Source organism: Aquisalimonas sp. APHAB1-3, from assembly GCF_048323695.1.
Classification (GTDB): Bacteria; Pseudomonadota; Gammaproteobacteria; order Nitrococcales; family Aquisalimonadaceae; genus Aquisalimonas.
Map to the genome: position 1 here is coordinate 93,505 of NZ_JBLWFT010000004.1, position 26,411 is coordinate 119,915.

General features: G+C 67.2%; 21 protein-coding genes. 12 read left to right on the forward strand and 9 right to left on the reverse strand.

What is annotated here, in order from left to right; all coding sequences use genetic code 11:
* Positions 1–103: 103 nt before the first annotated feature.
* From ACNSTU_RS08670 to ACNSTU_RS08685, 4 genes are all read left to right on the forward strand, one after another.
* Positions 104–2,146 carry a cytochrome c biogenesis protein ResB gene (locus ACNSTU_RS08670; protein WP_290636692.1) on the forward strand — a complete coding sequence of 681 codons (2,043 nt, stop codon included), beginning with the start codon at positions 104–106 and terminating at the stop codon, positions 2,144–2,146.
* Entirely contained in the window at positions 2,143–3,306 is a 1,164-nt protein-coding gene (gene ccsB / locus ACNSTU_RS08675; RefSeq protein ID WP_290636693.1) for a c-type cytochrome biogenesis protein CcsB, read from the forward strand. The genes ACNSTU_RS08670 and ccsB overlap by 4 nt, the downstream gene beginning before the upstream one ends.
* 85 nt (positions 3,307–3,391) lie before the next feature.
* The gene (locus ACNSTU_RS08680; RefSeq protein ID WP_418212263.1) at positions 3,392–4,021 is read left to right on the forward strand and encodes a thiol:disulfide interchange protein DsbA/DsbL; all 630 of its coding nucleotides are present in this window, start codon (positions 3,392–3,394) and stop codon (positions 4,019–4,021) included.
* Positions 4,022–4,028: 7 nt separating this feature from the next.
* On the forward strand, positions 4,029–4,847 hold the full coding sequence (locus ACNSTU_RS08685) for an endonuclease/exonuclease/phosphatase family protein (protein ID WP_290630577.1): 819 nt from the start codon (positions 4,029–4,031) through the stop codon (positions 4,845–4,847).
* Here the strand turns inward: ACNSTU_RS08685 and ACNSTU_RS08690 are convergent.
* On the reverse strand, positions 4,831–5,721 hold the full coding sequence (locus ACNSTU_RS08690) for an alpha/beta fold hydrolase (RefSeq protein WP_290630579.1): 891 nt from the start codon (positions 5,719–5,721) through the stop codon (positions 4,831–4,833). The genes ACNSTU_RS08685 and ACNSTU_RS08690 overlap by 17 nt on opposite strands.
* Positions 5,722–5,812: 91 nt before the next feature.
* On the opposite strand from ACNSTU_RS08690, the gene ACNSTU_RS08695 reads away from it, so the two are divergent.
* Positions 5,813–7,117 (forward strand): ATP-grasp domain-containing protein, encoded by a 1,305-nt coding sequence (locus ACNSTU_RS08695; protein ID WP_290630581.1) that lies wholly within the window; start codon positions 5,813–5,815, stop codon positions 7,115–7,117.
* On the opposite strand, the gene ACNSTU_RS08700 is transcribed toward ACNSTU_RS08695, so the two are convergent.
* Positions 7,108–7,656, reverse strand: coding sequence for a GNAT family N-acetyltransferase (locus tag ACNSTU_RS08700; RefSeq protein ID WP_290630583.1), 549 nt, complete (start codon positions 7,654–7,656; stop codon positions 7,108–7,110). The two genes, ACNSTU_RS08695 and ACNSTU_RS08700, sit on opposite strands and share 10 nt — an antisense overlap.
* Before the next feature lie 95 nt (positions 7,657–7,751).
* Between ACNSTU_RS08700 and ACNSTU_RS08705 the strand changes: the two genes are divergently transcribed.
* Both ACNSTU_RS08705 and ACNSTU_RS08710 read left to right on the forward strand, forming a co-directional pair.
* A complete protein-coding gene (locus ACNSTU_RS08705; RefSeq protein WP_290630585.1) occupies positions 7,752–9,053 on the forward strand; it encodes an ArgE/DapE family deacylase in 1,302 nt (433 codons plus the stop codon).
* Positions 9,054–9,094: 41 nt separating this feature from the next.
* Positions 9,095–11,128 (forward strand): CocE/NonD family hydrolase, encoded by a 2,034-nt coding sequence (locus ACNSTU_RS08710; protein ID WP_290630587.1) that lies wholly within the window; start codon positions 9,095–9,097, stop codon positions 11,126–11,128.
* Positions 11,129–11,169: 41 nt separating this feature from the next.
* Here ACNSTU_RS08710 and ACNSTU_RS08715 read toward each other — a convergent pair whose 3' ends face one another.
* The 6 genes from ACNSTU_RS08715 to ACNSTU_RS08740 form a co-directional block, all read right to left on the reverse strand.
* Complete coding sequence (locus tag ACNSTU_RS08715) at positions 11,170–12,198, reverse strand: D-alanine--D-alanine ligase family protein (protein ID WP_290630589.1); 1,029 nt, start codon at positions 12,196–12,198, stop codon at positions 11,170–11,172.
* A complete protein-coding gene (locus ACNSTU_RS08720; RefSeq protein WP_290630590.1) occupies positions 12,195–13,091 on the reverse strand; it encodes a transglutaminase family protein in 897 nt (298 codons plus the stop codon). Before ACNSTU_RS08720 ends, ACNSTU_RS08715 begins: the two co-directional genes overlap by 4 nt.
* The gene (locus ACNSTU_RS08725; protein ID WP_290630592.1) at positions 13,088–15,622 is read right to left on the reverse strand and encodes a circularly permuted type 2 ATP-grasp protein; all 2,535 of its coding nucleotides are present in this window, start codon (positions 15,620–15,622) and stop codon (positions 13,088–13,090) included. The genes ACNSTU_RS08720 and ACNSTU_RS08725 overlap by 4 nt, the downstream gene beginning before the upstream one ends.
* 67 nt (positions 15,623–15,689) lie before the next feature.
* The gene (locus tag ACNSTU_RS08730) at positions 15,690–16,640 is read right to left on the reverse strand and encodes an alpha-E domain-containing protein (RefSeq protein WP_290630594.1); all 951 of its coding nucleotides are present in this window, start codon (positions 16,638–16,640) and stop codon (positions 15,690–15,692) included.
* A gap of 3 nt (positions 16,641–16,643) precedes the next feature.
* Positions 16,644–18,095, reverse strand: a complete 1,452-nt coding sequence (locus ACNSTU_RS08735) for a circularly permuted type 2 ATP-grasp protein (RefSeq protein WP_290630596.1) — start codon at positions 18,093–18,095, stop codon at positions 16,644–16,646.
* 147 nt (positions 18,096–18,242) lie between these two features.
* Positions 18,243–19,877, reverse strand: coding sequence for a 3-(methylthio)propionyl-CoA ligase (locus ACNSTU_RS08740; protein WP_418212264.1), 1,635 nt, complete (start codon positions 19,875–19,877; stop codon positions 18,243–18,245).
* Positions 19,878–20,122: 245 nt separating this feature from the next.
* Between ACNSTU_RS08740 and ACNSTU_RS08745 the strand changes: the two genes are divergently transcribed.
* The 5 genes from ACNSTU_RS08745 (at position 20,123) to ACNSTU_RS08765 (ending at position 25,070) form a co-directional block, all read left to right on the forward strand.
* The gene (locus tag ACNSTU_RS08745; protein WP_290636695.1) at positions 20,123–21,301 is read left to right on the forward strand and encodes an acyl-CoA dehydrogenase family protein; all 1,179 of its coding nucleotides are present in this window, start codon (positions 20,123–20,125) and stop codon (positions 21,299–21,301) included.
* Position 21,302: 1 nt separating this feature from the next.
* Complete coding sequence (locus ACNSTU_RS08750; protein ID WP_290634454.1) at positions 21,303–22,445, forward strand: acyl-CoA dehydrogenase family protein; 1,143 nt, start codon at positions 21,303–21,305, stop codon at positions 22,443–22,445.
* Positions 22,446–22,467: 22 nt separating this feature from the next.
* The gene (locus ACNSTU_RS08755) at positions 22,468–23,319 is read left to right on the forward strand and encodes a crotonase/enoyl-CoA hydratase family protein (protein ID WP_290634452.1); all 852 of its coding nucleotides are present in this window, start codon (positions 22,468–22,470) and stop codon (positions 23,317–23,319) included.
* Positions 23,320–23,459: 140 nt separating this feature from the next.
* The gene (gene pcaD, locus ACNSTU_RS08760) at positions 23,460–24,239 is read left to right on the forward strand and encodes a 3-oxoadipate enol-lactonase (protein ID WP_290634450.1); all 780 of its coding nucleotides are present in this window, start codon (positions 23,460–23,462) and stop codon (positions 24,237–24,239) included.
* Positions 24,240–24,344: 105 nt separating this feature from the next.
* On the forward strand, positions 24,345–25,070 hold the full coding sequence (locus tag ACNSTU_RS08765) for a sulfite exporter TauE/SafE family protein (RefSeq protein ID WP_290634448.1): 726 nt from the start codon (positions 24,345–24,347) through the stop codon (positions 25,068–25,070).
* On the opposite strand, the gene ACNSTU_RS08770 is transcribed toward ACNSTU_RS08765, so the two are convergent.
* Positions 25,071–26,312, reverse strand: coding sequence for an MFS transporter (locus ACNSTU_RS08770; RefSeq protein WP_418212265.1), 1,242 nt, complete (start codon positions 26,310–26,312; stop codon positions 25,071–25,073).
* Positions 26,313–26,411 lie beyond the last annotated feature (99 nt).

The following is a 26,411-nucleotide window of genomic DNA, read 5'->3' on the forward strand; positions in this document are numbered from 1 at the left end:
GCTCAGCACGCCGGCCTTCCGGGGGCGGTCAACCATCTTGCAGCCGCCACTCTGGCGGGCGCGTCTCAGGGGCCGGCTCCACGGCACCGGGTGATCCTAAGGTATGGCGACAGCCGCTGACAGCACGAAGCGAGGTGGACGGCAGCGCAAGAGCACGGCGTCCATCCTGCTGAATTTCCTCGGTTCCATGAACCTGGCGATCACCCTGCTGGTAGCGGTGGCGATAGCCTCGGTGATCGGCACGGTCCTGCACCAGAACGAGCCTTACCAGGACTACCTCATCAAGTTCGGGCCGTTCTGGTTCGAGGTCTACGAACGCCTGGCGCTCTACGACGTCTACAGTGCCCCGTGGTTTCTGTTCATGCTGGCGTTCCTGGTGGTCTCCACATCGGTCTGCCTGACGCGGCATACGCCGGTGATGTGGAAGGAGATGACCCGCTTCCGCGACCACCAGCAGGAGCGTTCGCTGCGGGCATTCAGCCACAAGCGGGAGTGGTTCGTGGCGATGTCGCCGGACGAGGCCGCGGCGGCGGCCGACGCCACGCTCCGTCGCAATGGCTACCGTACACGCCACAAGAGCAAGCCGGAGGCCCGCCTGGTCTCCGCCATGCGGGGCACCAGCAACCGGCTGGGTTACATCTTCACGCACCTGGCGATTGTCGTCATCTGTGTCGGCGGACTGATCGACGGGAACCTGCTGATGCAGTGGAAGTACTGGACCGGTGATCTGGTGGTGGAGACCCGCAACATCCCCGTCTCCCAGATCGATGACAGCAGCAAACTGCCACCACGGCAGACGGCGTTCCGCGGGAACGTGACGATTCCCGAGCAGGGGCGGGCGAGCGTGGTGTTCCTGCAGCTCGGTGAGGGGTACGTGGTGCAGGAGCTGCCGTTCCGCATCGAAGTGGAGGACTTCCGGATTGAGCACTATGATACCGGGGAGCCCCGTTCCTACGAGAGTGACCTGGTGCTGCACGACCCCGAGCTGGATGAGCCCATCCGCCAGACCATCCGGGTGAACGAGCCGCTCATCCACAACGGCCATGCCATCTACCAGGCCAGCTTCGGGGATGGTGGCTCACGCCTCGGCCTGCGCGCCTGGCCACTGGACGGTGGCGATCCCGAGGGGCTCGAGACCCGGGTCAACGAGGAACTGGAGATCGACGGCGCCCGGGGCGCCCGGCGTGTGGAAATCACCGGCTTCGAGGTGTTCAACATCCACCCCGAGCCGGAGGCGACGGACCGCCGACAGGTGCGCAACGTCGGCCCCAGTTTCACGTTCCTGCTGCGCCGTCCAACGGGTGAAGCGCTGGAGTACGAGAACTACATGCTCCCCGTCGAGATGGATGGCGGCCGGTATTTTCTCAGCGGCGTACGCCGGTCTGCCGCCGAGGAATTCCGTTACCTCTACATCCCGGCGGATCCCGACGGCGGACTGGATCGCTTCATGGCGCTGTTGCAGCAGTTGCGGCAGCCGGACGGGGTCGCCGCCGCCTCCGACCGCGCACTCGATGGCATCGGCGTCGAGGACCCGCAGGTGCGTGGCCGGATTGCAGCCGAGGCCCACGACATGGTTGATACGCTGCTGGAGTCCGGTTTCGACGCGGTCATGGCGGAACAGCAGGCCCGCGCCGAGGAGCGTGGCGGCCAGGCGCCGGAGCGGCTGATGGACTTCTACCGGCTGGTCATCGAGCGCACCCTCTGGGAGGGCTATGCGCAGGTGCTGCGTGATGAAGGGATCGACCCCGGGGAACCTGCCGAGGAGGATCTGGTCTTTTACCGTGACGCCATCTCGGCCATGACCGCGCTGGCGGATTACGACGCGCCGGTCTTCCTGGAGTTGACCGACTACGATCACCGTCAGGCCACCGGGTTGCAGATTGCGCGGGCACCGGGGCAGAACATCGTCTATTTCGGCTCACTGCTGCTGACCATCGGCCTGTTACTGTTGTTCTACGTATCGCACCGGCGCGCGTGGTGCCTGATACGGCCGGAAGGTGGCGGGACACGGGTGCTGCTGGCGGGCAACAGTCAGCGTGACCCGCTGGGTTTTGCCAAGGCGTTCGACAGCCTTGGCGCCGAGCTGGATCACCGCCTCGGCGGAGATGGCCAGCCACCGGCTGACACGAATGGAGAAAGGTCATGAGCACACAACAGATCCTGGGCCGGGAGACCTTCGACGATCGCGGCTTCTTCGCGCGCCTGTCCTGGTTCGACTGGCTGTGGGCGGCCGCGCTGCTGGTGGGAAGCGTTTACGCCAGCTACCACTTTGCCCCGTGGATGGACCGCTACGAGCACGGCATTCTGTATCTGACGTGGGCGTCGACGGTGGCTATTGGCTGGATGTGGAAGCCGGCGCGGGCGTTCACGATCGCGGTGGCGGTGGTCTCCCTGTTTGCGGTGATGCGCTACCCGGATCTGGCCGCTGCGGAGAGCGACTTCTTCCTGAACTATCTGTTCTCCAGCCAGGCCGCCATCATGTGGATGTGCGCCCTGTTCCTGGCGGCGACGCCGGTCTACTTTGCCGGTTTGCTGCTGCGCTCGGAGTTTCTGAACAAGCTCGGCACGGCGCTGACCTGGCTGGCCAGTGGCGCCGGCCTTGTCGGCCTGCTGGTGCGCTGGTGGGAGTCCTACCTCATGGGGCCGGACATCGGGCGGATCCCGGTGACCAACCTCTACGAGGTGTTCGTTCTGTTCGCCTTCACTACGGGCCTGATCTACCTGTACTACGAGTACCGCTATCAGACCCGCGCCATGGGCGGTTTCGTGGGCCTCATCATCAGTGCCTCCATCGGCTTCCTGCTGTGGTACCACTTCGCCCAGGGGGCGTACGAGATCGACCCGCTGATCCCGGCCCTGCAGAGCTGGTGGATGAAGATCCACGTGCCCACCAACTTCGTCGCCTATGGCGCCTTCGCCATTGCAGCCATGATCGGCGTCGCCTACCTGATACAGGCGCGCAATCCCGAAGGGTGGGCACGGCGCGGACTGCCGTCGGCGGAGGTCATGGACGACCTGATGTACAAGAACATTGCCCTGGGCTTCGCCTTTTTCACCCTTGCCACCATTCTCGGTGCCCTGTGGGCGGCGGAGGCCTGGGGCGGCTACTGGAGCTGGGACCCGAAAGAGACATGGTCGCTGATCACCTGGCTCAATTACGCGGCCTGGCTGCACCTGCGCTTCACCAAGGGGTGGCGTGGTACGCCCATGGCGTGGTGGGCCGTGGCGGGTCTGTTCGTGGTGACGTTCACCTTCCTCGGCGTGAACATCTTCCTGAGCGGATTGCACTCGTACGGCGAACTTTGAGGTGACCGCCGGAACGTCCGCGTTCCGGTGCGGTCTGACCCTGTGGCGCCACGGGGCGCCGGTTGAGACAGAGAGGAGCAACTGCATGACCGCGATTCGGGCGCTGTTGGCCGGGCTGTTGATGGTTCCGGCACTGGTGATGGGCCAGTCCTTCGAAGCAGGCGAGCACTATCAGGTTCTCGACGAGCCCCTGCCCACGAACGTGGCCGACGGCAAGGTCGAGGTGCGCGAGTTCTTCTCCTACGCGTGCCCGCACTGCCACACGTTCAGCCCGCTCATCCAGTCCCTGATGGCGGATCTGGACGAGCAGGCCGAGCTTGTCCACACCCCGGTGGTGTTCAACCGCAGCTGGGAGCCTTTGGCGCGCGCGTACTACACCAGCCGTGTGCTCGATGTTACCGATGACACCCACAGCGCGGTATTCAATGCACTGCATCAGGACAACCGGCGTATTAGCGGGATCGACGAGATTGCCGAGGTCATGGGCGAGCAGGGCGTCGACGAGGACGCCGTTCGTGATGCCTGGGAGTCGTTCTCCGTTGACTCGGCCATGCGGCAGGGGGATCGCATTGCCAGCGCTTACGGCGTGCGCAGCACGCCCACCGTGGCCGTGGCCGGCAAGTACCTGATTGATGTCCGCGATGCGGGCCGGCAGGAGCGCATGATCCAGGTCATCCGTTACCTGGTCGAGAAGGAATACGAACAAGTCCAGTGATCTATAAGTGAACGATAGAAGCGTCGAACTGGAGCCTCGGGAAGCGCCGCAGCTGGATGAGGACCGACCGGATCTGCTGCGGCTGCTGACCTATAATGTCCAGACCGGCATTCAGAGCAGCCATTACGGGCATTACTTCACTCGCAGTTGGCAGCACCTGTTTCCCCACGCCGAACGGCCCCGGACGCTGCGTCGCATCGCGCGGCTCACCCGTCGATACGACCTCGTCGGCCTGCAGGAAGTGGATGGTGGCAGCCTGCGCAGCGGCTTCATGAACCAGACGGAGTTCGTCAGCCGCGCCGGCGGCTTTCCGTACTGGCACGACCAGACCAACCGCAACATCGGCCGCCTCGCACGGCACAGCAGTGGTATTCTCAGCCGCTTCCGGCCGCTGGAGATCCGCGAGCACGCCCTTCCGGGCTTGATTCCGGGGCGCGGGGCACTGCACATGACCTTCGGCGGCCCCGGTGAGTCCCTCCACGTGATTCTGCTGCACCTGGCCCTGGGCGGCCGCACGCGGATGCGCCAGCTCGCCTACGTGGGTAACCTCATCGAGCGTCTGGACCACGTGGTGGTGATGGGGGATCTGAACTGTGCCGTGGATAGCCCCGAATTCCAGGCCCTGCTGGCGAATACCAATCTCACGGAGCCGGAGCTACTCCTGCCAACCTATCCCAGCTGGCGGCCACTCCACCACCTGGACCATATCCTGGTGTCGTCGTCGCTCACCGTAGAGGGCGCCGAAGTCCTCGATTACGCCGTCTCCGACCACCTTCCGGTGGCCATGGACGTGCGCCTGCCCGAGTCGGTCATTCTGTTGCCCTGAGAGGTCCCGGCCCGGCGCGCTCGAGCAACCAGTCGGTGACCAGTGGCCAGATCTCGGCCTGCGCCGGCTTGCTGACCACGACACCCGGGTGCGTGTAGTCCTCGCGGAAGCCGGTTGCACGGCCTGCGGCAATAAACCGGCGGTCTTCGCTGCCGAAGTGCGCGATCAGTTTTTCGCAGCCCGTGGGCGGATCAACCGTATCGCCGAGCCCCGCAATGGCCAGTGTCGGTGCCCGGATGCGTCCGAGGGTCGACCGCAGCCACGGTTCCCGCCGGCCGCGGGTGACCAGCGCCATGGCGTCGCGCATGGCCGCCCCGGGTTCGTCATTGGGCCCCATCCCCAGCAAGGGAGCGGGAAAGCGCCGGCGCAATCGCAGGAAACCCGCCAGTAGCAGATTCCCGGGCCAATCCAGCATGCGCTTGCCATCCTCGAACTGGGCGGCGAACAGGACCAGTCCGGCCAGATCCTCGGGTTCCAGCAGTTGCGCGGCGGCCCGGCTGGCAATCACCCCGCCGAATGAATGTCCGATCCAGAATGCGGGCTGGCCCCAGTGGCTGCGGACCCAGTCCCTCACCAGGGGCAGATCGCACTGCAAGTGCTCCTCCAGCCCAGGTCGTCCCGGCCCGTTCCGGCGGCGTTGCACGATCAGCCCGGGAAAGCCGTGTCCGGCCAGGTGGGCCGCAAGGCCGATGCCGCGGTCCGACAGCCAGAACCCGCGACCGCTGAACATGCCGGGCAGAAAGACGATCGGCGGACGTTGCAGCGCGGAGGCGGCGGGTACCAGGGTGACCTCGAAGCAACCGCCGTCGGCGGCTGTGAGCGTGCGTGTCTCCGCTGTTGGTTGCGGCTGAGGGGCTGTCGCTGCTGGTTGCATCGATTGTGGATTCCCGGCTGCCTTTCTCTGCCGCCTGTGGCAATTGAGGGTTATGCTCAGGGCAGGCCCATCGCTCAGGGAGTTCATTGGCATGACTGATATCAGGCACATTTTCGTGATCGGCCTCGACGACTTCAACCTCAGCGAGCTGAAGACGGTTCGCAATGCCGGGGACTACACGTTCCACGGTCTTGTGGACTACGACACCATGGTCAACCCGCCCAGCTACCCGATGGATGCCATCATGGCGGAGGCGCGCCAGACCCTGGCCGCCGCCCCGGCCGTGGACGGCATCATCGGCCACTGGGATTTTCCCACCACCTCCATGCTGCCGATCCTGCGGCGCGAGTGGGGGCTGCCAACGCCGACGCTGGAGAGTGTGCTGTACTGCGAGAACAAGTACTGGAACCGGCTGGCCGGGGAAGAGGCCCTGCCCGAATGCACGCCGGACTTCCAGGGGCTGGATCCATACTCCGATGACCCGCTGGGTGATCTGGACATGGACTACCCTTTCTGGCTGAAGCCGTCGGTGGCGTTTTCCTCCTATCTGGGTTTTCGCATCGAGAACGAGCAGCAGTACCTGCAGGCCATGCAGACTATCCGCGAACGCATCCACGTGTTCGCGGAGCCGTTCGATTACATCATGCGCTCCTGCGAGAACCCCGGGGTGCTGCCCGGCCGTGGCAGCGGGGCCACCTGCATTGCCGAGGGGCTCATCAGCGGGCGCCTGTGCACGCTGGAAGGGTATGTCTACGACGGCGAGGTGGTGGTCTACGCGGTGGTGGATTCGCTGCGCGCCTCCAACCAGGTCAGCTTCTACAGCTACCAGTATCCGTCACACCTGCCGCCGGGGGTGCAGAACCGCATGATCGCCCATGCCGGGCGGATCCTGGATCATATCGGCATGGACCACACGCCGTTCAACATGGAGTTCTTCTGGGAGGAGGCCACGGACAAGCTCTGGCTGCTGGAGATCAATCCGCGCATCTCGAAGTCCCACTGCCCGATCTTTCAGATCGCCACGGGGTCCTCGCACCACGAGGTAGCCATCGATATCGCGCTGGGCCGCAGACCGGATTTTCCGCGCGCCGAGGGGCGTTTCCCCATGGCCGGCAAGTTCATGCCACGGGTGTTCGGCGATACCGTGGTCACGCGGGTGCCGTCGGCGGACGACATCGCCATGCTACAGAAGCAGCACCCGGAGGTGATCGTCCACGTCGGCGTGGACGAGGGGATGCGTCTGTCGGAGCTGGTCGCGCAGGACAGCTACAGTTTCGAGATCGCCGACGTGTTCCTGGGCGCGGACAACGAGGAGGCGCTGCACGAGAAATTCCGTTACGTCATGGAGGTGCTCGACTTCCAGTTCGCGGACGTGGTGCCCACCAACTACAGCTGATGGGCCGCCCGGTACTCCCGGTCGAGCATGGAGAGCACATGCATGGAGAGGAAGCGGTCGCCCTTGCGCACGCTCTCGCGGGCGACGCCCTCCTCCACGAAGCCGAGACGACGGTAGAGATTGAAGGCGCGCCGGTTGTCACGGGCGACGTTCAGCCAAAGCCGGTGACACCCCAGCACTTCGAAGCAGTCGTGCGCCGCGAGCAGCACCGCGTTGCGGCCATGGCCGCGCCCCTTGCTGATGATGGCAATGCGCCGCAACAGCACGCTGCCGTTGGGGTCGTCCGTGTCTTCGAGTACCACGTAGCCGATCGGCGTACCGCGGTGCTCGATGATCCAGTGCCGGGTCCCCGGCAGCGTCAGCGCGGCGCGGTGCTGGGCCTCGCTCCACTGCTCCACGTGCCGGGCGTTGTCCGGGTGGCGCTCCACTTCCACGACAAAGGAGCAGTCGTCCGGGGTGGTCGCCCGCAGGGTCATGCCGCCGCGCCGGATCGGGGCCCGGGCGTCCGCGGGGCGGTTTTCGGCATCTGCTCTGCTCATGGCGTCAGGATATCACCGTGAGGTCCTGTGGAAATTGACCGTTGCGCGAAGGTGGGCCAATACTAGCTCAAAGACGGCGATAGGATGGCGCAGCCATGGCGAGACGAAGCTCCTACGTTGATATCGACAGGATTCGCGACCGCCTGGTATCGCTGATCCGCATCCCCTCGATTACCGGCGAGGAAGACGCCGCAGTCTCCCATATTGCCAACTGGCTGCAGCAGTTCGACGCCGAGATCGATTACTGGAACGACGGCATCGCCTCCCTCCAGCGTGATCCGCGCTATCCGGGCCACGAAGTGGAGCGCGCCTGGGCGCCGGTGGTGGTGGGGGTGCTGCGAGGCGAGCAGCCCGGGCCGAGTGTGTTGCTCACCGGACACGTGGATGTGGTGCCACCCGGTGACTACACGCGCTGGCAGGATGAGCCCTTCTCCGGTGTCACCCGCGGCGACCGCGTTTTCGGCTGTGGCGCTTCCGACATGAAGTCCGGGCTGGTGGCCGCCATGGCCTGTTTCGAAGCCTTTGCCGAGAGCGGCCGCAACTTCCCGGGGCGCATCATCTTCGCTGCCGTGCCGGCGGAGGAGGACAGCGGACTGGGCACCCTGGCCGCCATCCGCGGCGGTTGGCAGGCCGATGCCTGCATCATCCCCGAGCCCACTAACGGCGCCAGCGGAGTACCCGAGCTGGTGATCGCCCATGCCGGCGCCATGTCGCTCCGAATCCGGGTGCCGGGAAAATCTGCTCATGCGAGCAAACGCCTGCAGGGTGAGAGCGCGCTGGATCACTTCTTCACCATCTACCAGGCCATGCGCGAGGACGAGCGGCGGCTCAATGAGCGCGAGCAGCATCCCTTGATGGCCGTCCACCCGCTACCCTACGCCACCAACGTGGGCACCATTCAGGGTGGTCTGTGGTCGTCCAGCGTCATGGATCACCTCGAGGCGCACGTGCGCGTGGGGGTCGCCTTGGGGGAGACCATCGATGAGGCCGAGGCGCGCGTCCGAGACACCATCATGGAGCAGATCAAGAACGACCCCTGGCTGCGGGAGAATCCGCCACGCATCACCCGTCTGGCGTCCGGATTCGGCTCCGCCCAGACCCGCCGTGATCATCCGCTGGTGGAGGCGCTGGCGGAATCGGCCGAAGAGGAGTTCCGCCGCACGCCCGAAGTGGCCGCCGTTCCTTACGGCTGCGACATGTCGGGCTGGGTGCGGCTTGCGGGTGTGCCCACGGTGATCTATGGGCCGGGCGAGATCGACCTGGCGCATGCCCCCAACGAGTCCGTCTCCCTTGAGGCCACCTACAAGGTCGCCCGCACTCTGGTCAAGACCACCGAACGCCTGCTGGAGATGGACCCGGCGAGCATGCAGCTCATTCCCGACGACCCGGTCCCTTAGGGGAGGGCGGCGCGGCGGGTCATTGCTACAGGAGACGCGTCATGAAGGTGGTTGAATCCTTCCCGGAAGGGGTGAAGGTGGTCGAGAACGTCTGGATCCCCATGCGCGATGGCGTGCACCTCGCCGCTCGCCTGTGGATGCCGGAGGACGCCGAACAAACCCCGGTGCCGGCCATTCTCGAGTACATGCCCTACCGCAAGCGCGATTTCACCCGCCTGCGCGACGAACCGCTGCACCACTACTTCGCCGGCCATGGCTACGTCGGCGTGCGCCTGGATGTGCGCGGAACCGGCGACTCGGAAGGTATTCTCCGCGACGAGTACCTGGAGCAGGAACAGGATGACGCCGTTGACGCCATCGCCTGGCTCACCTGCCAGCCTTGGTGTGACGGCAGCGTCGGCATGATCGGGCTGTCCTGGAGCGGCTTCAACTCGCTGCAGGTGGCCGCGCGGCGGCCTCCGGCGCTAAAGGCGATCATTACCATGTGCTCCACCGATGACCGCTACGCCGACGACGCTCACTACAAGGGGGGCTGCCTGCTCAACGAGAATTTTGTCTGGGGCTCCGCCTTCTTCTCCCTGAACGCGTGCCCACCCGACCCGTTGATCAGTGGCGATCGCTGGCGGGATCAGTGGCTGGAGCGGCTGCAGAAGAACCGGCTTTTCCCGGCACTGTGGATGCAGCACCCCCATCGCGACGACTACTGGAAGCACGGCTCCGTGTGCGAGGACTACGGCGCCATACAGTGTGCCGTCTACGCCGTGGGCGGATGGGCGGACGGCTACGCGAATGCCATCCCGCGGCTGATGAAGGGGCTGAGCGCACCGAAGAAAGCATTGATCGGACCCTGGCCGCACGCCTTCCCCCACGCCGCCGAGCCGGGGCCGCAGATCGGCTTCTTTCAGGAGGCGGTGCGCTGGTGGGACTACTGGCTCAAGGGGATTGATACGGGGATCATGGACGAGCCCATGGTGCGTGCCTGGATGGAGAGCTGGATTCAGCCCGCGCCCTATCACGCCGAGCGGCCCGGGCGCTGGGTGGCGGAGGATACATGGCCGTCGCCGCGTATCAGCGCGCGTCGCTGGTTCCTGAACGTGCTGTCTCTGGGCGACGCTGCCGCCGACGCGGACGCGGTGCGGGTCCGCGCCCCGCAGACCACGGGGCTGCGCGGCGGGGACTTCTACGGTTACGGCGCCGACGGCGACGCCCCCCTGGACCAGCGGGCCGACGACGGCAAGTCGCTGGTGTTCGATTCCGATCCCCTGGCCGAGCCGGTGGAGATCCTCGGCGCGCCGGTGGTCACCCTCGACCTCGCCGCGGATAAGCCGGTGGCCTTCGTCATCGTACGCCTCAACGACGTGGCCCCGGACGGCGGTTCCAGCCGGGTGAGCTACGGTGTGCTCAATCTCACCCACCGCGACAGCCACGAGCACCCGGAGCCGCTGGTTCCCGGCGAGCGCTACCGCGTGCCCATCCGGTTGAACGACATCGGTTACTCGTTTGCGCCCGGCCACACCATCCGCGTGGCCGTGTCCACCACCTACTGGCCCATGCTGTGGCCGGCGCCGGAGCCGGTGGAGCTGACCGTATTCACCGGTGCCAGCACCCTGGAGCTGCCAGTGCGCCCGCCGCGCGCCGAGGACGAGATGCTGCGCCCGTTCGACGCACCCGAACGCGGCCCGGTCTCCGACCATACGCCGCTGGAGTGGGCCCAGGCACAGCGGATGGTGGAGCTGGACCTGGCCACGGACGAGACGGTCTACACCACCTTCGGCGACGGCGGCGATTTCGGTGGCGCCGCGCTGGCGCGCATCGAGGATATCGACCTCACCATCGGCTACACCATCCGCCGCACCTTCCGCATCGGCGAACACGATCCGCTGTCTGCTCGCGCCGAAGTGGAGCAGAAGACCATCCTGCGACGGGGCGCGTGGTCGGTGCGCATTGCGTGCCGGACCACGCTCACCGCAGACGCCTGCAGCTTCCGCGTGAAGGCGACCCAGGATGCGTTCGAATCGGGCGAGCGCATCTCCAGCCGCGAATGGGACGAGACAATACCGCGCCGTTTGCTCTGACCCCGGACATGCCGCGTCGTGCCGGGCCGGACCATCGCGCGCTACAGGCCGTAGCGGCGGCGTGCCGCCTCCAGGATCATGCGCAGTAGATCGCCGTAGCTGTGGCCGCCCCAGCCGGCCATGATCGCCAGCTTGCCGTCGGGATTCCAGCTGGGGTTGAAGTTGGCGTCCAGCAGCCGGGGCACGCCGTCGGCGCCGGCGCGGAAGTCGATCCGCGCGTAGTCGCGGAGACCCAGGCGTTCGAATAGCCAGATGGCCTGCTCCACCATGGCCGCTTCCGTGCCGGCATCCAGCTCTGCGCGCCGGAACCGCAGTGCCTGCCAGTAGGGGGAGTCGGGGTCGCATTTGGAGCCGTAGGAGAGTATCGGCGGCAGGGACGGATCCAGCCGGCTGTAGTCGATCTCCAGGAGCGGCAGCACGGTCAGGCCCGTGCCCGGGTTACCCACCAGGCCCAGGGTGTATTCCGTGCCGGTCAGGAAGTCCTGGATCAGCGCCCGTGGCCTGGGGGTGGTGGCCTCGCCCGCCAGATGGTGCAGGCACGCCAGGGCCTCGGCCGCGTCATGCACCACGGACCGCGGTGACACGCCCAGGCTGCCGCAGCCGTCGTTGGGCTTGATCATCGCCGGGTAGAGTGCCGGCAGCGCCAGCGGATCGGCATGCAGGTCCACCACCGTCTCGTTGGGCACCGGAATCCCGTGACTGGCGGCCAGCAGCCGCACCAGGGCCTTGTCGGCGCATACGGCCATGCTGCCCGACGGCGCGCCGGTGTACGGGATCTCCAGCAGTTCCAGAAGTGCCGGCACGTTGGGTTCGTGGTGCAGCAGGTTGCGGTAACCGGTATCGCAGAAGTTGAGGGCCAGATCCGGCGGGACCCGCCGCAGCGTGTCCAGTAGCGCCGAGTGGTTGTTGAGTGCCACGGCGCTGTAGCCGTCCAGCGCATTCACCGTGGTGACGGCGGTCTCCGCGGCGACACGGTCCTCCTGGCTGAAACGGCCGTCCACACCGTAGCTGTAGGGCAGCTCCGGATCGCCGCTGAGAACGCCGACGGTCAGTGCGCGCGCTGCAGTCATGGGCTGTCCTCGCTGTCGAGTCGTTGCACGTGCACCGCCACTTGGCTGCGCTGGCCCTGGCTGCCGCCGAAGATCACGCCCTTGAGTGGTGATACGTCGCCGTAGTCGCGCCCCCAGGCCGTGGTGATGTGCTGCTGCGCTGGCATGCGGTTGTTGGTGGGGTCGAAAGCGATCCAGCCCAGTGACGGATCATAGGCGGCGAACCACGCGTGGGAGGCGTCGGCGCCGATCAGGCGGGCCCCGCCGCCCTCCGGGGCGGTCTCCACGTAACCCGAGACGTAGCGGGCGGCGATGCCCAGGCCGCGGAGGCAGGCGATGGCCAGGTGGGCGAAGTCCTGACAGACGCCGCGCCGTTCCCGGAAGACCCGCTCCAGCGGCGTGCTGATGGTGGTGGCCGCGGGGTCGTAGGCGAAATCCCCGTGTATCCGGCCCATGAGGTCATGGACCGCCTCGGGCAGGCGCCGGCTGGGGACGAACGATGTCCTGGCGTAGTCCGCCAGGGCCGGTCTCGTTTCCACCAGTGGCGAGTCCAGCAGGAACTCTCGCGCCCCCAGTGCCGCCGCCGAGGTGCCTCCTCGCGTTTCCGCCATGGCCTGCTCCCATGGCAGCCCCTGCTTGCCGGCAACCGGATCGGCCGGCACCTCCAGGGAGACGTCCGTGGTTGCCGTGACCGCGAGCTGGTCGTGGGGCCGTTGGATGGTGAAGTGGGTGACGTGGTTGCCGTAGTAGTCCACGCGCTCGGAGCTGTAGTCGGGCCGCGGCGCGATGGTGAGATCGTGGGCGAGAATCTGCTGGGTCGGCGTGGGCCGGGGCGCGAGATGTGTTTCGTTGTAGCTGCGGCTGATGGCCTGGGGGTAGTGGTACTCGGTACGGTGCGTGATCCGGTATCTCATGTCTGTTCACCCCCGCGGTCACCAACCGGGTCCAGCTGCCGCGGACCCTGTGGATCCGTGAAGTAAGCGGCGGCCAGGGCACGCGCCGCCTGACCGAGCCGGTCCGCCGTCCGCCGGAGCAGGGAGTCCAGGGCATCGCGCCGCCCACCGTCTCCCGGAAGAAGGGCCTCGGGGTCACTCAGGCGCAGGCTGGTGCGGGCGTCCAGCACCGGACGCTGATGGGCGCTCAGCCGGTCAGGTGCTCCGGCCGCCGGCAGCGAGGCGAGGCGGGACTCCAGGCGGGCGAGCTGAAAGCCCACCGCACGGGGATTGGTCTCGCTCGACAGCACCAGCTGCAGCACGGTCTCCGGCCGGGGTTGCCGGTGGTGTTCCCGGTGGTAGGCGTTGAGGCTCTCCAGGTGCTCGAGCACGGCATCCAGCAGGCGCGGCTCGTCGGGTGTGTCCAGTGGTGTCACCATGACGGCGCGCAGGAACGCGCTGGTCAGCAGGCCGCGCTCGAGGCAGCGGCCCGTCTCCAGGAAGCTCCAGGAGCGGCTGTGCACCATGGTGTCCTCCTGCAGGCCCCGGAATGCCGCCAGCAGGGTGATGAGCTCGTCCAGGATCGCCGGGAGATCGTCCACCGGTAACGGCGACGGCAGCTCCGCGAGACGGCGACGGATGGTGCCGATGACCCGCCAGGTGTCGGGCGCGAGCCGGTCGCGCACGGCGTGCGAGGCGGCCATCATGGCGTTGAAGTTGAACGCCACGGTGCCGGTCCGGCTGTCGTCCTGAAGCAGCGCCACCAGCGCGTCGTCAGCCGGGTCGCGCCGGAGCGTGTCACCGGCCTGTCCGCTGATCGCCGCCAGTCCGGCCAGGAGCTGCCGCAGCGGGGCTCCGGTTCCGGCGCCCACGTCGCTGGCCCGCAGCCGCAGGATGATCCGCAGCAGGCGCAGGCTCTGTTCCGCACGTTCGGCGTAGCGCGCCATCCAGAACAGGTTCTCCGTGGCGGCGGGCGGCAGGGCCGCTGAGCGGTCGGTGGGCCCGTCTTCCGTGACCTCCGGTGTCAGCAGCGCCGCTTCGCGCACCGGCTCGGAGGCGATGACCCAGGTGTCCTTGGACAGTCCACCGGCCTGGTTGGACACGCTGGCGTCGTTCGGGTGGCCGGTGACCCGGGTGAGCCCACCGGGCATGACGGCGTAGCCGTCGGGGCGGCCTACAAGAAAGGTGCGCAGCACCGCGAGCCGGGGCTCGAGGCCGGGCTCGCCGAGCGTGGGCACGGACGAGAAGCGGCCCTGCTCCTGGCCCACGTAGCGGTGGGGAGCCTGGCGGATGCGGGCGATGAGCGCATCGCGACCGGCGGCGTCCAGCGTGCCCGGGAACACCGCCGGTTCTCCGGCACGCCGGTCGATGGGCTTGATCACCAGGGTCTCAAGTCGCGCCAGCACCTGTTCGCATGACTCCGGATCGCCACACCACCACGTCGGCAGGCCGGGCAGCGCCAGCTCCTGTCCCAGCAGGTGCCGGGCAATGCCCGGCAGAAAGGCGTGCAGTGCGGGATTCTCCAGGATGCCGGCGCCGAGCGGGTTGGCGATGGCAACCCGACCCCGGCGGGCGACTTCGGTCAACCCGGGGACGCCCAGCAGGGAGTCGGGCCGGAGCTCCAGGGCGTCGCAGTAGTCGTCGTCGAGGCGGCGAAGGATGACGTCCACCGGCTCCAGGCGGCCCATGGAGCGCAGCCAGACGCGGCCGTCGCGCACGGTGAGGTCGCCCCCTTCCACCAGGGTGTAGCCCAGGTAGCTGGCGAGGAACGCATGCTCGAAGTAGGTCTCGTTGAGCGGCCCGGGTGTGAGCACGACCACATGCGGGTCGTCCCGGTCGCGCCCGGGCGCCAGGCCGGACAGCGTGGCGCGCAGATTCTGGAAGAACAGCGCCAGCCGGTGCACGTGGGACTCCCGGAACAGGCTGGGCAGCGTCCGCGCCATGACGACCCGGTTCTCCAGCGCGTACCCGGCGCCGGAGGGCGACTGGGTGCGGTCGCCGATGACGCGCACCGTCCCGTCGGGGCCGCGGGCCAGATCGGCGGCGTACAGGGTCAGGGGGTGCGCCAGATCGGTGCGATAGGGATGGCAGGGGCGCAGAAAGCCGTCGTGCCCGTGAACCAGCTCCGCCGGCAGCAGGCCGCGGGTCAGCAGTTCCTGGTCGCCGTAGAGGTCCTGGAGGACGCGGTTGAGGAGCTCCGCACGCTGTTGCAAGCCGTGTTCCACCCTGCCCCATTCCGCGCTGTCGATGAGGACCGGTACCGGGTCCAGATCCCACGTGCGCTGCAGGCCGTGCGGGTCACCGTAGACGTTGTAGGTGACCCCCCGCTCGCGGAGGATGCGGCGCACCTGCTCCCGCCGTTGCCGGAGCGCGTCCGGGCCGAGTGCATCCAAGGCATCCGCCAGGTAGCGCCAGCTGCCGGTCACGCCGCCACCCGCGTCGACCATCTCATCGTGGTGCCCCTGCAGGGGGCGGTAACCGGACAGAAGCGTGGAGGATGGTGTTGCAGACATGGGCATGGTGGCCGTGCGGCGGTGATGCCGTCAGCATAACCCGGTTGGGGCGGGCCTGTGCTACCCGTCAGCCGTCCACGGGCACCGCGTCCGGGTCCAGATGGAACCAGGTGCTGGTGAGCTGTTCGTGGATCTCGCCGATGCCCGCCTGGAGCACGTCGATGTAGGCGTGCAGGTCATCCATGCTCATGTCCCGTGGTTCGGCCTCGTTGATGCGCCGCTGCAGCCGGCCGACGCGGCGCAGGGTGGCCTCGTTGCGGGGCAGGGCCTGGATGCACGCCTCGGCGACCGTGATGTTGTGGTCCACGGAGCGGGGAAAGGGGGTGTCCTGCAGGAGAAAGCGCACCACGTCGTGGCTGACCACCCGCGGGTGCACGTGCTGACGGTACATCTGGTAGGCGGACAGGGACTTCAGCACGTGGACCCAGAGCACGTTGGCGTACTCCTCCGGGATATCCTCCCGGGGCATGAGCACGGCCACGGCACTGTCGACGATGCGGGTAGTCATGTCCGCCCGCTCCAGGCTCTGGCCGAGTCGCACGAAATCGTACGCCGAGTCGTGGCTCATGGTGCCCGCCAGGGCCCCACTGATCTGCTGGCAGCGGAAGATCACCGTGTGCAGGAATTCGAATCGGTGACGCCTGGCCAGGGAGCGCTGGACGTGATCGCGCACGTACAGATAGAGGCGGTTCATGTCCTCCCACGCTTCCGTGGGCAGGAGCTCGCGGGTGGTGCGCACGTTCTCGCGGGCGGCGCGCACGGAGGTTAGCACCGAGCCGGGATTGAACGTGTCGGCGAGCAGGAACTTCACCACGTTGCGCTCGTCGTAGTTCTTGTAATGACCGGCGAAGGCGTCGCGCGCACCGGTGATGTCCGCCAGTTCCTCCCAGCCGCCGCGCATGCTCACCGGCAGGTCCATGACCTCGTTGCTGTGGGCGCCCACCAGCCGCGCCATGCTCTCGGCGCGCTCCAGGTAGCGCCCCATCCAGTAAACCCGTTCCGCGACTCTCGACAGCATGGCTCAGGCGTCTCCGTTATCCACGATCCAGGTGTCCTTGCTGCCGCCACCCTGGGAGGAGTTCACCACGGTGGAACCCTTGCGCAGCGCCACGCGGGTCAGGCCGCCGGGGGTGACGTACATGTCGTCGCCCTGGAGGATGAATGGCCGCAGATCCACGTGCCGCGGCTCGACGCTGCCGTCCACCACCGTGGGCACCGTGGACAGGCGGATCAGCGGCTGTGCGATGTAGTTGCGCGGCTCGTTGCGGATCAGCCGTGCGAAGTGCTTGCGGTCCTTCTTGGTGGCCGTGGGCCCGATCAGCATGCCGTAGCCGCCGGACTCGTTGGCCGGTTTCACCACCAGCTCGTCCAGGTGGTCGAGCACGTACTGCCGCTCGTCGTCCAGGTAGCAGCGATAGGTGGGCACGTTCGGCAGGATCGGCTCCTCGTTGAGATAGTAGCGGATGAAATCCGGCACGAAGGCATAGACCACCTTGTCATCGGCAACACCGGCCCCCGGCGCGTTGGCCAGGCCCACGTTGCCCTTGCGCCAGGCGCGCATGAGCCCGGGGACGCCCAGCACGGAATCCTTGCGGAACGCTTCAGGGTCCAGGAACAGGTCATCGATGCGGCGGTAGATCACATCCACCCGCCGCGGTCCGTCGATGGTCCGCATGTAGACGCAGTCGTCGCTGCCCACCACCAGATCCGAACCTTCCACCACCTCGGCGCCCATGTGCTGGGCCAGGAACGAATGCTCGAAATAGGCGGAGTTGTAGATGCCCGGGGTCAGCACCACCACCTCGGGGTAGTCCATGGGCCGGGGCGACAGGGCCGCGAGCATGTCGAACAGTTTGGTAGGGTAATCGCCCACGGGCTGGATGCTGGTGTTCTCGAACAGTTCGCCGAACACCCGCTTGGTGAGCACCCGGTTCTCCATCATGTAGGACACGCCGGAGGGCACCCGCAGGTTGTCCTCCAGCACCATGAAACGGCCCTCATGGTCGCGGATCAGGTCCGAGCCGCAGATGTGGGCCCACACGTCCTGGGGCGGCCGCACGCCCACGCACTCCTTGCGGAAGTTCGCGGAATTGTCCAGCAGGGTGCGCGGGAACACGCCGTCGTGGATCACCGCCTGTTCGCCGTAGATATCGGCGATGAACAGGTTCAGCGCTTTCACCCGTTGCCGGAGCCCGGCGTCCACACTGCGCCATGTGGCGGCGTCGATGATCCGCGGGATGATGTCGTAGGGCCATGCGCGGTCGATGTTCTCGCCTTCGGAATAGACGGTGAACGTGATGCCCATCTCCAGGATGGCCAGTTCCGCGGCGTGCTGGCGCTCGTGGATCTCGTCGGTGCTGAGGGAGTCGAGGTAGGTGAGGAGTTCCCGCGCGGGAGGCCGGACCTGGCCGCCGGAATCGATGAGCTCGTCGTGAAACCCGGGATTCTCGTACGCCTGCCAGTTGATGGCCATTCGCTCCCCCGGTGATCGCCTGTGGGTGGTTACCTGCGGATCCTACCCATTTGAGAGTACACGCGCCCGGTAAGGCCGCCAAGCCGTGCCCGCCGCCCCGAACCAGGCAGGGCGGGCCCCGGCCGATCGCCGGAGCCCGCCATTCGGTTACGCGGTGGGCAGGGTGTAGTCCTTGAAGTCCTCCCGCAGCCTGGCCTTCTGCAGCTTGCCGGTGGCGCTGTGGGGGAGTTCCTCCACGAACACCACGTCGTCGGGCAGCCACCACTTGGCCACGTGCTGACCCAGGTACTCCAGCACGCCGTCCTTGTCCACGCTGGAGCCCTCGACGCGCACGCACACCAACAGCGGGCGCTCGTCCCACTTCGGATGCGCCGCGGCAATGACCGCGGCCTCGGCGATCTCCGGATGTCCCACCGCCGCGTTCTCCAGGTCGATGGAGCTGATCCACTCGCCGCCGGATTTGATCACGTCCTTGGTGCGGTCGACGATCTCCATGTACCCCTCGGCGTCGATCTTCGCCACGTCGCCGGTGCGGAACCAGCCCTCGGCGTCGAAGGCCTTGGCGTTGGCTTCCGGATTCTCGTAGTAGCCGGAGAGAATGGCCGGCCCGCGCACCAGCAGCTCGCCGAAGGCTTCGCCGTCATGGGGCAGGCTCTTGCCGTCGTTGTCGACGATCTTCATCTCCACGCCGAACACGGCGCGGCCCTGCTTGCACTTGATGTCCAGCTGCTCTTCCGCCGAACGGCCCTGGTCGCCCGGACGCACCAGCGACACGGTGCCGATGGGGCTCATCTCGGTCATGCCCCAGCCCTGGAGGCCTTCCACGTTGTAGGTCTCCTTGAACTCCTTGAGCATGGCACGGGGCGCAGCGGAACCGCCGATGAGCACGTGCTTGAGGCTCTTGAAGCGCTCGCCGGCGTCGCGCATGTGCTTGAGCAGGCCGAGCCAGACCGTGGGCACGCCCCAGGCGTCGGTGACACCCTCGCTGTTCATCAGCTCCGCCAGGCTCTCGCCGTCCAGGCGCGGCCCCGGGAACACCAGCTTGGCACCGACCATGGGGCCGAAGTACGGCACGCCCCACGCGTTGACGTGGAACATGGGGACCACTGGCAGCATGGCGCTCTCTTCGTCCATGGTGAGGCCCGGCACCGAGAGCACGAAGAACGAGTGCAGCACGGTGGAGCGGTGCGAGTAGAGCACGCCCTTGGGGTTGCCCGTGGTACCGGACGTGTAACACAGGGACGAGGCGGTATTCTCGTCGAACTCCGGCCACTGGAACTCGGTGGGCTCATCGGCGATCAGGTCCTCGTAGCAGTGCACGTTGCTCATGCCGGTCTCGGGCATGTGCGCACGGTCGGTCATGATGACCACGCCCTTGAGTCCCTTGAGGTGGTCCTGCAGCTTCTCCAGCAGCGGGACGAACGTCAGGTCCACGAACAGGTACTGGTCCTCGGCGTGGTTGACGATGTAGGTGAACTGGTCGGCGGGAAGCCGCGGGTTGATGGTGTGGCAGATGGCACCGATGCCCGACGTAGCGTAGTAGATCTCCAGGTGGCGGTAGGTGTTCCAGGCCACCGTGGCGACGCGGTCGGTCTTCTGCACGCCGAGCTTCTGCAGGGCGTGGGCCAGCTGGCGGCTGCGCCGGGCAGCGTCCCGGTAGGTGTAGCGGTGCAGCTCCCCCTCCACCGTGCGGGAGACCACTTCCTGGTCCGGGAAGTTGCTGGCCGCGTATTCGATGATCTGCGAGATGAGAAGCGGGCGGTCCATCATGAGTCCGCGCATTGTTTCCTCCTCCGTTGCTGACGGATCGTTGTTCTGTCACGCACTGCGCCTCGTCCTGCGCAGGTATGACGCCTTTGCCCGAGCAGTCTGACATCTTGGCCGGTCCGATAACTCCCCGGACGCGTTAATGCAGTGTCAATGGAAGTATTGACCGAATCCGCGAAAGTGTCTTGTCGGTGAGGGGGTTCGCGAACCGGTCTCGCCGTGGCATGCTCCGGCGTGGACCAATGAAGGAGAACATCGGCATGACGGATCTTGAGACCTTCCGCCGCGAGACGCGGGAGTGGCTGGACGCGAACTGTCCCGAGAGCATGCGCACCCCTATGCAGAGCGATGATGACGCCTGCTGGGGCGGGCGCAAGTGGACGTTCCAGAGCGAGGACCAGCGCCTGTGGCTGGAGCGCATGGCCGCGCGCGGCTGGACCGCCCCGGACTGGCCGACGGAGTACGGCGGTGGCGGGCTGAACAAGGACGAGCACAAGATCCTGCGTCAGGAGATGGCGCGGATTCAGGCGCGTTCGCCGTTGAACAGCTTCGGGGTGTGGATGATCGGCCCGGCCATTCTGAAGTTCGGCTCCGAGGCGCTGAAACGCCAGCACCTGCCGCCCATCGTCCGTGGCGAGATCCGCTGGTGCCAGGGGTACAGCGAGCCCGGCGCCGGTTCCGACCTGGCCGGCTTGCAGACGAAGGCGGAGGACAAGGGCGATCACTTCATCGTCAACGGCCAGAAGATCTGGACCTCCTACGCCGACAAGGCGGACTGGATGTTCTGCCTGGTGCGCACCAACCCGGATGCCAAGAAGCAGGCGGGCATCAGCCTGGTGCTGTTCGACATGGAAACTCCGGGCGTGAGCACCCGGCCGATCACCCTCATCTCCGGCAGCTCGCCGTTCTGCGAGACGTTCCTGGACAACGTCCGCGTGGAGAAAGATCAGGTGGTCGGCGAGGTGGACCAGGGCTGGACCATCGCCAAGTACCTGCTCACCCACGAGCGCGAGATGATCGGTGGCTTCGGCCGCACGGCCGCCGGCAGCAAGACGCTGGCCGAGCAGGCCGTGGACGCCATCGGCCTGGACAACGGCCGGCTGGCCGACGACATGCTGCGCGCCGAGGTGGCCCAGTGGGATCTCGACGCCCGTGCCTTCGAGCTAACCGCCGAACGGGTGAGCGCCCAGGCCAAGGCCGGCCAGGGCGTTGGTGCGGCGTCCGCCATGCTCAAGTACTACGGCACCGAGCTGAACAAGCGCCGGCAGGAGCTGCTGATGGCGCTGAACGGCACCGACGCCCTGTACTGGGAAGGCAAGGGCGGCTTTGACGGGTCCATGCCGCGGCACTGGCTGCGGTCCAAGGGCAATTCCATCGAGGGCGGCACGTCGGAGATCCAGCTCAACGTGATCGCAAAGAACATCCTGGAGCTTGGCTGACATGGCGACGCTGGTACTCAATGAAGAACAACAGATGCTCAAGGACGCGGCGCGCGGATTCCTGCAGGAGCGGGCGCCGATTGCCGAATTCCGTCGCCTGCGGGATACGCGCGATGCCACCGGGTTCTCCCGCGATGTCTGGGCCGCCATGGTTGAACAGGGCTTTGCGGGCACGCTGATACCCGAGGCCCACGGCGGTTTCGCCTTCGGCCACGTGGGCATGGGGCAGATCATGGAAGAGAGCGGGCGGACGCTGGCACTGTCACCCCTGCTGAGTTCGGCCGTGCTGGGTGTCTCCGCCCTCACCCTGGCCGGGTCCGAGGCGCAACAGGCGGATCTCCTGCCGGCGGTGGGCCAGGGCGAGCTGCTGCTGGCCCTGGCCGTGGACGAGTCCGGCCGGCATGATCCCGAGTGCATCCGCACCCGCGCCGAACACAATGGCAGCGGTTACACCCTGAACGGCTGCAAGACGTTCGTGCTCGACGGCCACGTTGCGGACCGGCTGATTGTGGCCGCGCGCACGTCCGGTGATGCGCGCGCCACCGATGGCGTGACCCTGTTCCTCGTGAATCCGGACACGGCGGGCGTCGAGGTGGAGCGCACGATCATGGTGGACGCCCGCAATGCCGCCGAGGTGCGCTTCAATGATGCGGAAGTGCCGGCGGACGCGGTGCTCGGGCGGGTCGATGAGGGGCTGCCGGTCCTGGAACAGTTGCTGGATATCGGCAACGCGCATCTGGCCGCGGAGCTGCTCGGTCTCACCCAGGAGGTGTTCGAGCGCACGGTGCAGTATCTCAAGGAGCGCAAGCAGTTCGGCGTGGCCATCGGCTCGTTCCAGGCGCTGCAGCACCGGGCGGCGGACCTGTTCAGTGAGATCGAACTGCTGAAATCCGCGGTGGTCGCGGCGCTGTCGGCCCTGGACGAGGGCGACGACCATGCGGATCAGCTCTGCAGTCTCGCCAAGGCCCGGGCATCGAAGGTGGCGGAGCTCGCCACCAACGAGGGCGTGCAGATGCATGGCGGCATGGGCATGACCGACGAGTTCGACGTGGGTCTGTTCCTCAAGCGCGCCCGCGCGGCTCAGCAGACCTTCGGCGATCAGCGGTACCACGCCCGGCGTTTCGCGCGTCTGCGCGGTTACTGAAGTCCTGCAAGGGAGACGGCACATGAGCCACGAGTGCTTCGAGGTGACCATCGAGGGCGGCGTCGCCCATCTGGTGCTCAACCGCCCGGAAAAACGCAACAGCATGATCCCGGCGTTCTGGACCGAACTACCGGCGATCATCCGCGATATCGACCACAACGCCCGTGCCCGGGTGATCGTGATCTCGTCCACCGGGCCGCACTTCACGGCCGGGCTGGACATCAAGGCGTTCGAGGCCATCGCCGACGGGGGTGACGACCCCATGGCGGGCCGGCAGGCGGGCCTGCGATTCCAGCACACGGTCCGCGCCATGCAGGACACCTTCTCCTGCCTGGAGCAGTGCCGTGTGCCGGTGCTGGCAGCCATCCAGGGCGGCTGCATCGGCGGCGGCGTGGACCTGATTACCGCCTGCGACATGCGCTACGCCACGGCGGATGCCTTCATCACCATCCACGAGATCAACATCGGCATGACCGCCGACGTGGGCACGTTCCCGCGCATCTTCAAGCTGATCCCGGAAGGCGTGGCCCGGGAGCTGGCATACACCGGCCGGCGCATGCCCTCGGAGGAGGCGCAGGCCGTGGGCCTGGTCAACCGCGTCTTCCCGGACCAGGACAGTCTGCTGGACGGTGTCATGGGCATCGCCCGGGAGATCGCCACCAAGCCGCCGCTGGCCATTCACGGCACCAAGCGCATGGCCAACTACGCCCGGGACCACTCAGTGGCGGACAGCCTGGACTACATCGGTGTGTGGAACGCCAGCATGCTCCAGCACGCCGAGATCCGCGAGGCCATGCAGGCCAACGCCGAGCAGCGGCCCGGCGAGTTCGCCGACCTCCCGCCGGTTCGGCCGCCGTTGCAGGATCCGGAGTAGGTTCGGGTTCCGGTTGGTGGACCTGAAGGTCCACCCTACGCCCATAAGTCCCGGCTGCGGGCACAGTCTAGTAGGGTGGACCTTCAGGTCCACCGAACCGGCCCGTCCCGGGATATACCCGCTGAGCGCAGGAGCCCATCATGCAGTTTCTGGAACACGACAACGGCGTCATCCACTATACCCTCGAAGGGCCGGACGATGCCCCGGTGGTGATGTTCGCAAACTCCCTGGGCACCGACTTCCGCATGTGGGATGGCGTCGCCGACCGGCTGCGGGGCCGCTACCGCCTGCTGCGCTATGACATGCGCGGCCACGGGCTGACCTCTGTGCCGGCCGGCCCGTACACCATTGCCGGACTGGCGGAGGACTGCGTGGCGCTCATGGACGGGCTGGGGTTAGACCGGGTGCATTTCTGCGGGCTCTCCATCGGCGGCATGATCGGCCAGCAGCTGGCCGGCAGCCACGGCGAGCGGCTGCACAGCGTGATTCTGTGCGACACCACCATGCGTATGCCGGAGCCGTCCATGTGGGCCGAGCGCGCCGCCCAGGTGCGGGCCGACGGGCTGGACGGCCTGGTGAACGGCGCCATGGAGCGCTGGTTCACCCCCGCTTTCCTCGGCTCCAGCACCGTGGCCGGCATCCGCAACATGTTCCTGCGCACGCCGCCGGAGGGTTACGCCGGGTGCTGCGAGGCGATCGGCAGCATGGACCTGGAGCCGCAGGTGGAGGCCATCGATGTGCCGACGCTGGTGGTGGTCGGTGAGGACGATCCGGGTACGCCGGTGGCGGCTTCCGAGGCCATCGCCGAACGCATTGACGGCGCCCGGCTGGAGATCATCCCCGCCGCGGCGCATCTGCCACCGGTGGAGCAGCCGGAGGCAATGGTCACCGCCCTCGCCCGGTTTCTGGACGCCCGTTAGCCTTCGCGCAATGACCAGCACCGCCGGTTGCGCCCGGCGGCATCGCCGCCGGGGCCGAACCCCGGTAGACTCCGGCGCTTCGTTGGCTGAATCCAGGGAGCAAGGGTGGAGTTACCACTGAGCCTTGGTGAGTGGGCGCTGGCCAGCGCCGTGATTCTGGCCGGGTCGCTGCTGCAGGGCGCAATCGGTTTCGGGCTCGGAATGGTCGGCGCGCCACTGCTGTATCTGATCCAGCCGGCACTGATCCCCGGGGCCATGGTGGTGGCGGGGATGTGCCTGCCGGTGCTGATACTCATGCGGGACTGGCGCGCCGTGCATTTCCCCGACGCCGGCTGGGCGGTGGTCGGCCAGGTACCCGGCGCCGCCCTTGGCGGTCTGGTCCTTGGTGTCATCGCGCAGGACATGCTGGGGCTGGTGTTCGGGTCGCTGGTGCTGCTGGCCGTGGTCCTGAGCCTGGCCGGCGGGGTCGCCAGCCCGCGTCCGCCGCACCTGTTCGGGGCCGGGGGGCTTGCCGGGCTGATGGCGACCACCACATCCATAGGTGGCCCGCCCCTGGCCCTGGCGTTTCAGCACTTCTCCGGTGCGCGGCTGCGCGGCACGCTGTCTGCGGTGTTCGTCCCCGGTGGCTTGATCGTGCTCACCGCCCTGGCCCTGGCCGGCCACTTCGGGCTCGCGGAGCTGGTCATGGGGATCAGCCTGCTGCCAGCCATTGCGCTCGGCTTTCTGGGCTCCGGCCGCGTTGCGCGCTGGCTCGATCGCGACTGGCTGCGCCCGGCGCTGCTGGGCGTCTCGGCCGCGGCCGCCGTTGGCGCCATCATCAGCGCGCTGTGATCAGCCGTCTCGGGCCGTCGATGCCTCGCTCTGCGGTGGGCCGCCCACGGCCAGTTCGCGGGGGAAGCGGCGGATCCATGCGGTCAGGATGCAACCCACGATCAACCCGGCCGTGGTGAACAGGAACGCGGCGCGGAAATCGCCCGTGGTCTCGATCAGCCACCCGGCAATGGCCGGCCCCACGAACTGGCCGGCGGCGAACACCAGGGTCGAGAAGCTGAAGGCGATGGGGATGTACCGGGGCGCCACCTGATCGGTACTGCTTGCCTGGATCAGGGCGAACGAGCCGTTCACGGCGCAGCCCATGATCAGGTAATGGAGAAAGAACATGAGCAGGGTCTGGTCGATGAGCGGCAGCATGGTGGCGATGGTCACCAGGACCATGGCCGTCAGCAGCGCGTTGCCGCGGCCCCAGTGGTCCGAGAGCATGCCCCAGGCGGGCCCTGCGGCCACCGACAGCAGCCCCATCATCGCGAGCAGCTGGCCGGCGGTCCGTTCCGGGTGGCCCGATTCCACCACGAAGCTGACCATGAAGACCGCCTGCACGATGTAGGTCAGTCCGATCAGCCCGTAGACGCTGCCGACGATGAGCATGCGCGGGTGGCGGTAGATCAGCCACTTCTCCGCGGAGGGCGGCCGTTCCCCGGCCGCGATGCGTGACCCCGGTGGATCCCGCACCACGATGATGACCAGGGTGGCCACGGCGGCGGCCGCCGCCGCGAACAGCCCCCAGCTCACCCGCCAGGCGGCGTCGCCGAAGAGTGTCTGCAGCCAGGGCACCAGAAAGCCGATCAGCAGTGTCCCAACGCCGATGCCCGCCGACATGCAGCCGATGACGAAGCCGCGCTTCGCCGGATACCATGCGGCCAGCAGTGAGACCATGGGGGCGAAACTGAAGGCGGTGCCAAAGCCGAGCAGCGCCTTGAGTGCGAGCAATGCCGGGTAGGCCGTGGCAACGCTGAGCCCCGCAAAACCGATCCCCACCGTGATCAGGCCGAACACCACGGCCCGGCGCGGCCCCCAGCGAGCGGCGGCGGCGCCGCCAGCGAGCACGAACAGCAGGTAACCCAGCGCGGTGACCGTGCCGAGCGTGCCTGCCTGCTGGTAGGTGAGCCCCAGGTCGGCACGCATGGGCGGCAGCAGCACGCCAAAGGCCAGGCGGGCGAAGACGATCACGACCAGTCCCGTGAACGCGCCGCACAGTACGGTAAGCACGGCGTTGGGGCGGGTAGTGGTGTCCACGGCAGGCGGCCTCTTCGTTGTTATTGGTGAGCCGACCATATCAGGAAATCTGAACGCGCGGACACGGGAGCGGTCAGTGGGCTATTGATGGCAGGTCCT